This is a genomic window from Nocardia sp. CA-290969, assembly GCF_050936135.1.
GTDB lineage: Bacteria > Actinomycetota > Actinomycetes > Mycobacteriales > Mycobacteriaceae > Nocardia.
On sequence record NZ_JBNJNJ010000001.1, the window covers coordinates 4,083,554 to 4,096,813 of the forward strand.

A 13,260-nucleotide genomic window follows, 5' to 3' on the forward strand; every position below is an offset into this window, starting at 1 on the left:
TCCTAAGAGATGAGTTCGACGACGGTGGCGTTGGCGGTGCCGCCGCCTTCGCACATGGTTTGCAGTCCGTAGCGGATCCCGTTGTCGCGCATGTGATGCAGCATCCGGGTCATCAGGACGGCGCCGGAGGCGCCGAGCGGATGGCCGAGTGCGATGGCGCCGCCCAGCGGATTGACCAGGGCCGGGTCGGCACCGGTTTCGGCGAGCCAGGCCAGCGGGACCGGTGCGAACGCCTCGTTCACCTCGAAGATCCCGATATCGGCGAGCGCGAGACCCGCCTTGCTCAGCACTTTCTCGGTGGCGGGGATGGGCCCGGTGAGCATGAGCACCGGGTCGGCACCGGCGACCGCGCCGGCCCGATAGCGGGCCAGGGGGCGCAGGCCCAGCTGAGCGGCCAGCTCGGGAGTCGTGATCAACAACGCGGCCGCGCCGTCGGAAATCTGGGAGGAATTGCCGGCGTGGATGACACCGTCGTCCTGGAAGGCCGGTTTCAGGCCGGCCAGCTTCGCCGCGCTGGTGCCACGCCGGATCCCCTCGTCGGCGGTGATCGCACCGCCCTCCGTGAACTCCCCGGCCGGAGCCACGACCTCGACGATCTGATCGGCGAAGGCACCGCGATCCTGCGCCGCGGCGGCCAGCTCGTGCGACCGCGCCGAGTACTCGTCGACGACGGTACGGGTGAAACCCCATTTCTGCGCGATGAGTTCGGCCGAGATGCCCTGGTTGAAGGAGAATCCGTCATACCGTTCCAGCACCGCCGGGCCGTAGGGCTGACCGGTGGCCCGGGCGGCACCGAGCGGAACCCGGCTCATCACCTCGACCCCACCGGCCACCACCACATCCTGCTGCCCCGACATCACCGCTTGCGCCGCGAAGTCCAGGGCCTGCTGGCTCGACCCGCAGGCCCGGTTCACCGTCGTTCCGGGGATGGATTCCGGCCAGCCCGCGGCCAGGACGGCGTACCGGCCGATATTGCTCGACTGATCACCGACCTGGGAAACACAACCCCACACGACATCGTCGATGAGCTGCGGACTCACCCCGGTACGCTCGACCAGCGCCCGCAACACCACCGCGGACAGGTCCGCGGCGTGCATCGCGGACAGACCGCCCTTCCGTTTGCCGACAGGCGTACGCACCGCACCGGCAATCACTACTTCCCGCATCTATCCACTCCGTTCTCCACGTTCCTGGCGGTCGGCCGGCCCCTGTCGGCGCCGGTCTCGCACAATCGCTGCCCAGCCGGCCCAGGCCGGGGTTTCCGCAAGTTCCACCGCGGTGTGGCGACCGACCTTCACCCCGATTGCCCTATCGAGCTCACCACAGCCCTCGTCCTGCCGAGCGGGTACCGGCGAATCCATTCACAGCGGCCGCCGGCGCGGATATGCCGGGCGACGGCGTGCTCCCTACGACCGCCCGGCGATCGCTTCCGGCCGGCGGAGGCAGACCTCTTACTCATCCTTGCCGCTCCCGGCCGGAGGCAGCGACCAGGCGCCGGTGAACCGGGGTGTGCGTTTCCCCGCGAAGGCCGCGTAGGCCTCCGGTGCGTCGGCGGTGGCGAAATTGACCCCCTGGGCCCGGGCCTCACCGGCCAGCGCCTCCCGCAGGGTCGCATCGGCACCTTCGTTGAGCAACGCCTTGGTCTGCGCCAGCGCGACCGGTGGTCCCGCTGCCAGCCGATTCGCCAGATCCGCGGTGAATTCGTCGATTTCGCCGGCGGCGACGATCCAGCTGACCAGACCGAGGGATTCGGCGCGGGCCGCGTCGATTGTCTCGGCCAGGAGGGTCAGCCGTTTCGCCTGTTGCAGTCCGACCAGTTTCGGGAGCAGCCAGGAGCCGCCCAGATCCAGCGACAGGCCGCGCCGGGCGAAAATCTGCGCGAAGGTCGCGTCCGGTGTGGCCACCACGAGATCGCAGCCCAGCGCCAGGTTCCAGCCGGCGCCGACCGCCACGCCGGTCACCTTGGCGACGGTCGGGGTCGGCAGTTCGTGGAGTTGTAGCGCGAGATCGCTGAAGATCCGCATCTTGTCCATCGGGTGCCGGGCGTCGGGCACCGAGATATCGGCGCCCGAGCAAAAGGCTCCGCCGGCGCCGGTGAGGACCAGCGCCCGCACGGACCGGTCCATGCCGGTATCGCGCAGGATATCCGCCAGCTCGCGCCACATCGCCCAGGTCATCGCGTTCTTGCGGTGCGGCCGGTTGAGCGTGACGGTCCGTACCCCGTCGCGGTCGGCGACGAGCAGGTCGGCTGCCGCACCGTTGCCCGAGGCGTTCACGACCGGTTCCGATCGGCGCCGGCCTCGTATTCGGGGCCGATCACCTTCGCCGCCCGCAGCTCGGCGATATCCGCCGCCGTCCGGCCCAGCTCCCGCAGTACCGCGTCGGTGTGCTCGCCCAGCCCCGGGACCGCGCCCATCGGCGGTTCGAATCCGTCGACCACGGCCGGCGGCAGCAGCGCCGGAATCGGACCACCTGGACTGTCGATCTCGCGCCAGCGGTCGCGGGCGGAGAGCTGTGGGTGTTCCAGAACATCGGTGGTGGTGTTGTAGCGGGAGTTCCCGATACCGGCGTCGTCGGCCGCCTTCTGCACCTCGGCCAGGGTGTGCCCGGCACACCAGGTGCCGATCGCCTCGTCGAGGTCGCGGCGATGCCGCACCCGGTCGGAATTCGTCCGGAACCGGGGATCCTCGGCGAGATCGACCCGGCCGAGTATTTCCCGCGCCAGGCGTTGCCATTCGCGATCGTTGGTGGTGCCCAGCACGACGGTCTGACCGTCACCGGTCGCATAGGCACCGTAGGGCGCGACCGCCGGAGAGCTCATACCGAGCGGCTGCTGTTCCACACCGGAGTGCCGGGTGTAGTTCAGGTGGTAGCCCATCATCTCGGCCATGGTGTCGAACAGGCTGAGGCTGATCGTGCCGCCGGCCGGGCCGGTCTCGCGGTAGCGACCGCACAGGGTCGCCAGGATCGACAGCGCCGCATACAGTCCCGTGGTCACATCGGCGACCGCGGGGCCCGGTTTCGCGGGTTCACCGGGCCGGCCGGTGACCGCGCATACGCCGGATTCGGCCTGGACGAGCAGATCGTAGGCGCGTTTGTGCGATAGCGGCCCGCCCGCGCCGAAACCGTCGATCTCCAGGGCGATCAGCCGGGGATATCGTTCGGCCAGCTCGGCCGGGGCCAATCCCAGTCGCGCGGTGGCGCCGGGCGCCAGATTCGATACCAGCACATCGGCGCGGCTGAGCAGGTCGTGCAGAATGTGCAGGCCGCGCTCGGATTTCAGGTCCAGGGTCACCGATTCCTTGCCCCGGTTCACCCAGACGAAATGCGCGGCCTGCCCGGCCACCACATCGTCGTAGTGCCGGGCGAAATCGCCGCCCACCGGGTTCTCGACCTTGATCACCCGGGCCCCGAAATCCGCGAGGGTGCGGGTGCACATGGGCGCCGAAACGGCCTGTTCCAGCGCCACCACGAGCACCCCGGCCAGCGGACCGGCGGCCGGCATCACATCACCATGCCGCCGTCGACCGGCAGCACCTGCCCGGTGACGAAGGACGCGGCGTCGGAGGCCAGGAACACGAACGCTCCGGCCACTTCCTCGGGCTCGGCCCAGCGGCGCAACGGGATCCGGTTGATCATCTGCTCGGCGAATTTTTCGTCGGTGCGGATGGTTTCGGTCATCGGGGTCGCGGCCAGCGGGGCCAGCGCGTTCACCAGAATATTCTTGCGGGCCAGTTCGCGGGCCAGCGATTTGGTGATCCCGATGATCCCGGCCTTGGCCGCGGAATAGTTCACTTGTCCCAAGGTGCCGGTGAGCCCGGCCGACGAGGTGACATTGATGATGCGGCCGGTGCCGTCGGTCGCCAGATACGGCAGCGCGGCCTGACTGCAGTTGAACGTCCCCAGCACATGCACGTCGAAAATCTTGCGCATGGATTCCGGGGTGGTCTTCGGGAACATCGCCGGCGCGGTGATTCCGGCATTGTTCACCACGATATGTATTGCCCCGCCACCCAATTCGGCGGCCTGCCCGGCTGCCGCCACCGCGGATTCCGGATCCGCGACATTCAGCGCACAGGCCCGGGCGCTCCCGCCGTCTGCGGTGATCTTCTCGGCGACGGCCTCCGCCGCGGCACCGTCGAGATCGGTGACCAGCACCGCCGCACCGTGGGCGGCCAGCGCGCGGGCCACCGCCGATCCGATACCGCCCGCGGCACCGGTGACCAGCGCCGTCCGGCCGGTCAGATCGAACAATCCGTTCTTCGCTGCCATCAGTAACTCCTCGGCATTCCCAGCACATGCGATCCCAGATAGTTGAGGATCATTTCCTGACTGATCGGCGCGATCCGCATCACGCGTGATTCCCGGAAATACCGGGAAATGTGATACTCCTCCGAATACCCCATCCCGCCGTGTGTCTGCATCGCGCGGTCGGCGGCCTCGAAACCGGCCTCCGCGCACAGGTATTTGGCGGTATTGGCCTCGCGGCCACAGGGTTTGCCCTGGTCGTACAACCAGGTCGCTTTCCGCAGCACCAGTTCGGCCGCGTCCAGCCGGGCCAGCGAATCAGCCAGCGGGAACTGGATTCCCTGATTCTTGCCGATCGGTCGCCCGAAGACCTCTCGCTCGTTCGCGTAACGCACCGCACGATCCAGTGCGACCCGCCCGATGCCGAGCGCTTCGGCCGCGATCAGCATCCGCTCGGGATTCAGGCCGTCGAGCAGATATTCGAAACCGCGGCCCTCCTCCCCGACCCGGTCTTCCACCGGGATCTGCAGATCGTCGATGAACAATTCGTTCGACGACACCGCATTACGGCCCATTTTCGGAATGGGCCGGATATCGACATGGTCGCGATCGAGATCGGTGAGGAACAGCGTCATACCGCTGGTCTTCTTCTCCACCTCGTCGTACTTCTGCGTGCGGGTGAGCAGCAGGATCTTCTCCGACTCCAGCGCCTTGGAGATCCACACCTTGCGGCCGTTCACCACATAGTGGTCGCCGTCGCGGCGGGCGAAGGTGGTGATCCGGCTGGTGTCCAGCCCGGCGCCCGGTTCGGTGACACCGAAACAGACGTGCAGTTCCCCGCGGGCGACCCGCGGCAGCGTGCGCTGTTTCAGTTCCGCCGAACCGTGCACGATCACCGGCTGCATTCCGAACAGGGACAGGTGGATGGCGGTGGCGGCATTCATCCCGCCGCCGGACCGCGACACCTGCTCGGCGAGAATCGAGGCCTCGGTGATACCGAGCCCGTGCCCGCCGTATTCCTCGGGAATGCAGATCCCCAGCCAGCCGCCGTCGGCGATGGCGCGATAGAACTCGGTGGGGAATTCGTGGTCCCGGTCCTTTTCCATCCAGTACTGATCGTCGAATTTACGGGCCAATTCGGCCACCGAATCCCGGATCAGCCGCTGATCCTCGGTCAGCTCGAAACTCATACCGTCGGACACATCAACTCCTCACATTGTCATCGCCGGGTAACGCGACCCCGGCTTCCGGAGCCGGAGCGGTTCAGCCCTGCCGAATCCCGGCCTCCCGGTATTCCTCGTCCGCCCCGCCGGGCAGGCGCCCGGCGAGCTGGGCCAGGTCGTAGGACTGACGCGCCATCCAATACCGCAGCACCCCGGTGAGCGAGTACCGCAGGAACAGTGCCGCGCCGACGATGCTCAACGACACCCCGGCCAGCGCGATGATGATCGCGTCGCGCTGCACCAGCGCGTCGGAGGTGTTGTTGGACATCAGATAGCCCAGCACGATCACCACCGGGCCGAGGATCAGCAGCGCGACACCGGCCCGCAGCCACAGGCCGCCGCGACCGGCGGCGGGATCGGGGATCTTCAGGTCCGCGAGTTCCTGGACGAAACGGTCCGCGCGAGTGGATTCGGTCATGACGAACTTCCTAGGTAGAGAGTGGCCAATTGGTTGCGCAGGCCCAGATCGGGCGGGCCCTGGTGTTCGACACGGCCGCGTACCAGTACCGCGGCGGTATCGGCGATATCGAGTACCGCGGCGGCGAATTGTTCGACGATCAGCACCGCCACGCCCTGGCGGGCGATCTCGGCGACCTGCTCGTAGAGCCGTTCCACCACCAATGGCGCCAGGCCCATGGACAATTCGTCGAGCAGCAGCACGGCCGGGTCGGTGGTCAGTCCGCGGGCCAGCGCCAGCATCTGCTGTTCACCGCCGGAGAGCGTGCCCGCGGTCTGCCCGGCGCGCTGGGCCAGGATCGGGAACCGCGCGAAGGCGGTATCCTCGATCTCCGCGACCGGCCGGCCGGTGAACGACATCATCAGCAGGTTGTCGCGCACGGTGAGATTGGGGAAGATGCCCCGGCCCTCCGGGATCAGGCAGACGCCGGCGCGGGCGAGGTCGCGCGGGTCCACCCCGTTGACCACGCGCCCGCCGAGCCGTAATTCCCCGTCCGCCACCGGATGCACCCCGGCGGCGACCTTCAACGTGGTGGTCTTACCGGCGCCGTTCGGGCCCAGCAGCGCGACCACCTCACCGGCCCGCACACTCAGATCGACACCGTGCAGCACGGTGATCGCGTCGTAGGCGGCGCGGATTCCGGTCAATTCCAGTAGTGCGGTCACGAGTCCCCCAAGTAGGCCGCGAGGACCTGTTCGTTGCGGCGGATCACCTCGGGCGGCCCGCTGGCGATCACCGACCCGAGATCGAGGACGTACACCTGATCGCAGACATTCATCACCAGGCCCATATCGTGTTCGACCAGCACCACCGCGGTACCGTCCGCGGCGACCGAACGCAGCAGTTCGGCGAACCGGTCCGTTTCGGCGCTGTCCTGGCCGGCGGCGGGTTCGTCGAGCAGCAGCAGGGTGGGCCGTACCGCCAGTGCCCGCCCGACTTCGATCAGCCGGGCGAGTCCGGTGGGCAGCGAATCGGCCAGATCGCCGGCCCGGTCGCCGAGGTCCAGCCGGTCGATGATCTCGTCGACTACCTTCTCGGCCCGGCGCCGGTGCGGCCCGAGCTCGGCCGCGACCAGCAGGTTGTCCCGGACCGAGAGCCGGCCGAAGAGTTCGAGCCGCTGGAAGGTCCGGGCCATTCCGCGCCGGGCCCGCCGGGCCGGATCGAGCCGGGTGATATCTCGATCCCCCATCCGGACCCGTCCGGCGGCCGGGCGGCGCAACCCGCAGATCACGTCGAACAGGGTGCTCTTACCGGCGCCGTTCGGCCCGATCAATCCGGTGACCTCGCCCGCTTCGGCCCGCAGCCCGGCACCGTCGAGCGCGCGCCGGCCGCCGAAGGTGACGGTGATATCGCTAACGTCCAGCAGCGATGGCATGATCGAGCACCTCCTTGTCCGCGGGCCGCCACGGCCGTTTCACGCCCCACCATTCGACGGGTACGTCGGGTTCGGCCGCGGCCGCGCGTTGTTCCCGGTTGTTCGCCCAGATCCGCACCGCGAATACGGCGAGTACCGAACCCCAGAAGAAGATCCAGCCGTCGATCACGCCGCCCAGCCGAACCAGCCACAGCAGCACCGGGATACCGACCATCAGCGCCAGCGCGATCCGGTTTCGGATCGCGGCCTCGAACCCTTCCCGCATCCGGGCGACCGCGCCGTGACTCACCACACCGCCACCGAAGGCGATACCGGCCAGCGCCGGCAGCACATGCATCAAATTCTCGGTGGAGGGGAACAGCACCGGGATCGCCAGCATCGGCCCGTAGAGTGCGACGCCCACGAACAGTCCGTTGCCCAGGGCACCGAGCCCGGCGAATACCGCCACCAGGAAGATCGGCAGACCGGCCACGAAGTTGAACTGCTCGGGCGTCACCGAGCCGATCTGCATCCCGAACAGGGCACCGCCCAGTCCGGCCAGTCCCGCGCTGAGCGCGAAAACGGCCACCTTGGCGCGCAGCAGGTTGCCGCCGAGCGTGGCGTAGGCGGCTTCACTGTCGCGCAGGGCGATGAGCCGCCGGCCGAAGCGCCCGCGCCGCAACGCCGCCACGCCGAGGGTGGCCAGGGCGAGGCAGACCGCCGCGAAAATGGTGATGCCCTCCGCGTTGTCCACGCGCAGCCCGAACAGGTTCGGCCCGTGCACCTCGACCGACCCCTGATCGAAGAACTTGATCGTCACTCCCGCGATCTCGAAGGACGGCAGGGTGAAGATCCACCGGTCGAGCACCACCGCAAAGGCCGCGGTGCCGAGCGCCAGATACACGCCGGACAGCCGCAGCGCGGGCAGTGCGATCAAAGTACCGGCGAGCGCCGCGATCACCACCGCGGCGAGCAGACCCCACAGCTGCCCGTCCGGTGCCAGATGCCCGTAGGCGATCGCACCGATTCCCGCCATGCTCAACTGGCACAGCGAGATCTGCCCGGCATACCCGGACAGCGGGACGAACGACAGGGCGATCACGCCGAAGGCGAACATCGGCCCGTAGGCGATCAGATCGCTTTCGCCGAGCATGGTGGCGACCATCAATCCCAGGATCACGATCACCCCGGCGAAGAACACCGCGCCGCCGCGCGACGGGGTGGGCACCGGACTGAGTTTGCGATCGCGGCCCCGCAACCGCCCGTGCGGGAACAACAGCAGCGCCACGAACAACAGCAACGCCGGCGCCGCCAGCCGCAGGCCGGGCAGATATTCGTTCTGCGGCAGATACCCGGTGAGGTAGCTCTCCATCAAACCCACCACGACCGCGCCGAGGAAGGTCATCGGCAGGCTGCGCAGCCGGCCGAAGATCGCCGCGGTGTAGGCGCTGACGATCAGCAGCGACAGCGTCGCGGCGTCCAGCGAGACCGTGGGCGCGATGAGAATGCCGCCCACCGCGGCCAATTCGATACCGAGGATCCACGCGACCCGGTTCGCGCGCACCGGGTCGGCACCGGTGAGCCCGGCCAGGGCCCGGTCGTCGACGGTGGCCCGCATCTCCGCACCCGTGCGGGTGTTGAACAGCAGTACCCGCAGTGCCACCGCCACCGCGATGGCCACCAGCATGGTCAGCGCCTGATGCCAGGTGACGGTGGCGGCGCCGAGCCGGAGGGGTTCGGCGTCGGCGAAAAAGATCGGCAGCGTACGGGCTTGCATCGGATCCCAGATCCAGCGTGCCGCCGCGATGAGGCCGCTCAGCAGCGCGACCGTCATCACCAGTTTCTCCGCGTCACCCAGCCCCTGGACAGCCCGTAGTGCCCGTTCGACGAGCAGACCCGACAGCGGTGCCAGCACCAGCAGCACGATCACCAACGCGATCGGCACCGGGACCCCCCAGCCGGCGGTGAGCTGCCAGTACGAGAAGGCCGCCATCATCCCGGCCGCGCCGTGCGCGAAATTGAAGATTCCGGTGGTCGTATGGGTGAGCACCAGGCCGCTGCCGATGACGGCGTAGACGGCGGCGGTGCTCAGCCCGACGATTCCGAATGCGAGGAATTGGTCCATGATGGGTTACTTGACGTCCGCCATGGTTTTGCCGACATCCGCCAGCGTCAGCGGCTCACCGTAGTTCCCGGTGTACCGGTAGGGCGGGGTGCCGCAGCGGAACAGGCCGTCGTTCGCGCCGAAATCGGGCGCTTTCCAGCCCTCGGCCGTGGCCTGCATGACGTTGAAGCAGGTCGGAGCCCGGTCCTTCACGGACATATCGTTCGGGCTGTGCAGCCCGCCGCCGGTCCAGCCGGTTTCCTTCTGCGCGGTTTCCACCAGGCAGGTCCGGGTGAGTTCGGCACCGCAGCCACTCGCGGCCTTCGCGAAAAGCAGCCAGGCCGAGAAGGCACGGATGGCGGGCAGGGTGATCACCGCGTCCGGCGCGTACTTCTCGTAGAGGTCCTGCAACTGCTGCATCGCCGGCGACTGATCGGCCAGCTGCGGCGGCACCACACCGCCGAGATCCACCAGGTTGTTCTGGAACGACGCCGAACGGCCGAGCAGTTCGAGGTAGTCTTCGCGGAAGGCGTTGTTGTTGGGGTCGATCCAGTCGAGCTTGTAATCCATCGAGGTCAGCTTTTCCTCGAGTTTGGCCAGCGGCGCGTCCTCGCCGTACCAGATCAGCCCGCGCACACCGCTGTTCTTGATGGCCTGCGCGTACGGCGTCCAGTCGGTGACCCCGCCCACCGGATACAGCTCGTTGTAGATCACTTTTGCGCCCATCGCGTTCAGCGATTCGACGGCCTTGTCGCCCAGCACCTTGGTCACCGGGGAGTCGCCGTTGATGATGCCGACCGCACCCGCCGACTGCGGATAGGCCTCCTTGGTGAGCCACTGCCGGAACCCGTTGTAGGGGTCGTAGTGGGCGTAGGTGCTCTGCGACGCGATCACCTGCAGGTCGGTGCCGAGGTTGGGCTGCTGGGAGACCTGGGCGGGGAAGTCCGGCAGCGTGCATTCGAGGCGTTCCTTCGCCCCGAGGCCGTCCAGGCCCGCACCACCGCCGACCAGCGCGAAATCGGTGCGGCAGGCTTCCACCATCTTCTGGCGCACGGCCATCACCTTGGAGTCGTGGACTTCGGTGGTGATCTTCCGTCCGTTGATCCCGCCGGCCGCGTTGCACCAGGAGGTGAAGACCTTCGCGGCATCGACGAATTCGGGGTTCTTGGAGTAGCCGACGTCGCTGAAGACGCCGACGGTGATCTCGCTGTCGGTGACGCCCTGGGTGGGGGCGCCGGAAGCGTCACCGTCCTGGCAGACCCCGCTCAGGTCGCCGAAGTCGGCGACCACGGTGTCGCCGGAGGAGGTATCGCCGGTTTCACTGCCACTGCGGCCCGAGCAGCCGGCGGCGGCCAGTAATGCCACGGCGAGCAGGGCGGCTGCTGTTCGCTTCGGTCTCACGATTGTCCTTTCTGCGCTGACCCCCATCGGTCAGCCGATCGTGATCGGGCGAGGAATAGCGGCCCGCCCATACACCGAGTTCGCTTCACGACACCGGCCGTGTGGCCGTGTACCCAGCTCCCGGTGAATGAAAACTAGCTTCTCACTTATCGAGAATCAATATCCTGTTTTTCGGGTACACATCCGCAGGACGATCCATGTCCGCCGTGGCAGCGGCGGGTCGTCGACGCCTTCGCGACTGCCCGCGCCACCTGGCGTTACGACTTCGCGTTGACTATCCGGCCGCCTCATGGAAACCTGTTATCCGAAAGCGAGAATACCATTCTCATCGAGAGGAGGCGCGATGCGAGTACCACCGCTGCCCGCGGACCAGTGGGACGACGAGGTCGACGACGCGCTACGGGTGATGCTGCCGCGCCGGTTACGCAACCCGGAGTCGGCGAGCAACGCCCTGTCGACACTTGCCCGGCACCCCGCGCTGACCAAGGCGTTCCTCACCCTGAACGTCCACCTGCTGTTCCGCTCATCGCTGCCGGCGCGGCTGCGCGAACTCGCCATCCTGCGCGTCGCGCACCTGCGGGACTGCGTCTACGAGTGGAACCACCACCGCGAAGCCGCGCTGGCCGAGGGGATCACCGCCGAGGAGATCGCCGCCGTAACGCGCGGCGAGGCGGCCGAGCCGGTCGAGCAGCTGGTCCTGCACGCCGTCGACGAACTCGACGAGAAGGCGAACCTGTCCGATTCCACCTGGGACGGACTGTGCGCGCACCTCGACGAACACCAGCGGATGGATCTGATCTTCACCATCGGCACCTACAACACGCTTGCCGCAGCCTTCAACACCTTCGGCATCCGATCCGAGTACGAGAGGTAATCCCTTGGCACACTTCAACAAACCGGCAGCGGGTAGCTGGACCGAACACTACCCGGATCTGGGCACCGAGCCGGTCGACTACAACGATTCCATCGATCCCCAGTTCTACGAGGACGAGCGCAACGCCATCTTCAAGAAGACCTGGCTCAATGTGGGCCGGGTCGAGCGGCTGCCGCGGAAGGGCAGCTACTTCACCAAGGAACTCTCCTGCGCGGGTACCTCATTGATCATCGTGCGGGGTAACGACGATCAGATCCACGCCTATCACAACGTCTGCCGCCACCGCGGCAACAAGCTGGTCTGGGACGATTTCCCCAACCAGGAGACCTCGGGCTTCTGCAAACAGTTCACCTGCAAATACCACGCCTGGCGCTACAGCCTCGAGGGCGAACTGACCTTCGTCCAGCAGGAGAAGGAATTCTTCGGCCTGGACAAGGCCGACTACGGCCTCAAGGATGTGCGCTGCGAGGTGTGGGAGGGGTTCATCTTCGTCAACCTCGACCCCGATGCCGAACCACTGACCACCTTCCTCGGCCCGATGATCAAAGGCCTCGAGGGTTATCCGTTCCACGAGATGACCGAGGTGTTCAGCTACCGGGCCGAGGTCGGCAGCAACTGGAAGCTGTTCATCGACGCCTTCGCCGAGTTCTACCACGCACCGATCCTGCATATGAAGCAGGCGGTCAAGGACGAAGCGGACAAACTCGCCGGCTACGGCTACGAGGCCCTGCACTACGAACTGCAGCCGCCGCATTCGATGATCTCGTCGTGGGGCGGGATGGCCCCGCCCAAGGACCTGAACATGGTCAAGCCGATCGAGCGCGTGCTGCGCAGCGGCCTGTTCGGCCCGTGGGACCGCCCCGATATCGAGGGCTTGGACCCGCTGCCCGTCGGGATCAACCCGGCCGGTCACCGCGCCTGGGGCGTGGACGAATTCGAGATCTGGCCCAACTTCTCGCTGCTGTTCTGGGCGCCGGGCTGGTATCTCACCTACCACTACTGGCCGACCGCGGTGGACAAGCACATCTTCGAGGCCAACCTGTACTTCGTACCCGCGAAGACGGCCCGGGATCGGCTGGCCCAGGAACTGGCCGGCGTGACCTTCAAGGAGTACGCGCTGCAGGACGCGAACACCCTGGAGGCCACCCAGACGATGATCGCGACCCGCACCGTCACCGATTTCCCGCTCAACGATCAGGAAATTCTGCTCCGCCACCTGCACAAGACCGCGCAGAAGAAAGTCGAGGAATACCGCAATGGCAACTGAGGAAACGAAAGCGCTGCCCGCCGAATTCGCCGATCTGGCCCGGTTCTCCGACTGGATCCTGCCCACCGAACCCGAGCGGTACGCGAAACGGCTGGCCTCCACCATGCCGGAGATGCAGGACTTCTACGACGCGGGGATGGCCCGGCTCGAGGACGCCATCGCCTATTGCGACAAGTTCCCGCTCGACGACCTGCCCGACGAGGCCCGCAACCTGTTCCATCTGATGCAGTCGCTGGTGATGGCCTCGTTCCCGGTGGAGGTCTGGAAACAGCCCAGAGTGCCCGACAGCGGCGCGGCCTACCTGGACATCGTGCGCGAACCGGTGGTGTAGC

At 67.3% G+C, this 13,260-nt stretch carries 13 protein-coding genes; 3 read left to right on the forward strand and 10 right to left on the reverse strand.

Annotated features, from left to right (window positions below):
* Positions 1-2: 2 nt before the first annotated feature.
* The 10 genes from ACQEVO_RS18425 to ACQEVO_RS18470 all read right to left on the reverse strand — a co-directional run bounded on the left by ACQEVO_RS18425 (position 3) and on the right by ACQEVO_RS18470 (position 10,787).
* Positions 3-1,166 carry a thiolase family protein gene (locus tag ACQEVO_RS18425; RefSeq protein ID WP_432914879.1) on the reverse strand — a complete coding sequence of 388 codons (1,164 nt, stop codon included), beginning with the start codon at positions 1,164-1,166 and terminating at the stop codon, positions 3-5.
* Between the two features lie 285 nt (positions 1,167-1,451).
* Positions 1,452-2,276 carry an enoyl-CoA hydratase/isomerase family protein gene (locus tag ACQEVO_RS18430; protein ID WP_432914881.1) on the reverse strand — a complete coding sequence of 275 codons (825 nt, stop codon included), beginning with the start codon at positions 2,274-2,276 and terminating at the stop codon, positions 1,452-1,454.
* On the reverse strand, positions 2,273-3,505 hold the full coding sequence (locus ACQEVO_RS18435) for a CaiB/BaiF CoA transferase family protein (protein ID WP_432914883.1): 1,233 nt from the start codon (positions 3,503-3,505) through the stop codon (positions 2,273-2,275). Before ACQEVO_RS18435 ends, ACQEVO_RS18430 begins: the two co-directional genes overlap by 4 nt.
* On the reverse strand, positions 3,505-4,272 hold the full coding sequence (locus ACQEVO_RS18440) for an SDR family NAD(P)-dependent oxidoreductase (protein WP_432914885.1): 768 nt from the start codon (positions 4,270-4,272) through the stop codon (positions 3,505-3,507). Before ACQEVO_RS18440 ends, ACQEVO_RS18435 begins: the two co-directional genes overlap by 1 nt.
* Complete coding sequence (locus ACQEVO_RS18445) at positions 4,272-5,438, reverse strand: acyl-CoA dehydrogenase family protein (protein WP_432922779.1); 1,167 nt, start codon at positions 5,436-5,438, stop codon at positions 4,272-4,274. The genes ACQEVO_RS18440 and ACQEVO_RS18445 overlap by 1 nt, the downstream gene beginning before the upstream one ends.
* 73 nt (positions 5,439-5,511) lie before the next feature.
* Positions 5,512-5,889, reverse strand: coding sequence for a hypothetical protein (locus ACQEVO_RS18450; RefSeq protein ID WP_432914887.1), 378 nt, complete (start codon positions 5,887-5,889; stop codon positions 5,512-5,514).
* Positions 5,886-6,593, reverse strand: a complete 708-nt coding sequence (locus ACQEVO_RS18455) for an ABC transporter ATP-binding protein (protein ID WP_432914889.1) — start codon at positions 6,591-6,593, stop codon at positions 5,886-5,888. Before ACQEVO_RS18455 ends, ACQEVO_RS18450 begins: the two co-directional genes overlap by 4 nt.
* Positions 6,590-7,303 carry an ABC transporter ATP-binding protein gene (locus tag ACQEVO_RS18460; protein WP_432914891.1) on the reverse strand — a complete coding sequence of 238 codons (714 nt, stop codon included), beginning with the start codon at positions 7,301-7,303 and terminating at the stop codon, positions 6,590-6,592. Before ACQEVO_RS18460 ends, ACQEVO_RS18455 begins: the two co-directional genes overlap by 4 nt.
* Positions 7,281-9,407, reverse strand: a complete 2,127-nt coding sequence (locus tag ACQEVO_RS18465; RefSeq protein ID WP_432914893.1) for an ABC transporter permease subunit — start codon at positions 9,405-9,407, stop codon at positions 7,281-7,283. Before ACQEVO_RS18465 ends, ACQEVO_RS18460 begins: the two co-directional genes overlap by 23 nt.
* Positions 9,408-9,413: 6 nt before the next feature.
* Positions 9,414-10,787: an ABC transporter substrate-binding protein gene (locus ACQEVO_RS18470; protein ID WP_432914895.1), complete on the reverse strand. Its 1,374-nt coding sequence runs from the start codon at positions 10,785-10,787 to the stop codon at positions 9,414-9,416.
* 343 nt (positions 10,788-11,130) lie between these two features.
* Between ACQEVO_RS18470 and ACQEVO_RS18475 the strand changes: the two genes are divergently transcribed.
* Genes ACQEVO_RS18475 through ACQEVO_RS18485 form a run of 3 tightly spaced genes read left to right on the forward strand, consistent with a single transcriptional unit; the run spans position 11,131 to position 13,259 of the window.
* Positions 11,131-11,661, forward strand: coding sequence for a carboxymuconolactone decarboxylase family protein (locus tag ACQEVO_RS18475; RefSeq protein WP_432914897.1), 531 nt, complete (start codon positions 11,131-11,133; stop codon positions 11,659-11,661).
* Between the two features lie 4 nt (positions 11,662-11,665).
* Positions 11,666-12,928 (forward strand): aromatic ring-hydroxylating oxygenase subunit alpha, encoded by a 1,263-nt coding sequence (locus tag ACQEVO_RS18480; RefSeq protein ID WP_432914899.1) that lies wholly within the window; start codon positions 11,666-11,668, stop codon positions 12,926-12,928.
* Positions 12,918-13,259 (forward strand): hypothetical protein, encoded by a 342-nt coding sequence (locus ACQEVO_RS18485; RefSeq protein WP_432914900.1) that lies wholly within the window; start codon positions 12,918-12,920, stop codon positions 13,257-13,259. Before ACQEVO_RS18480 ends, ACQEVO_RS18485 begins: the two co-directional genes overlap by 11 nt.
* The last annotated feature ends 1 nt before the right edge of the window (position 13,260 follow it).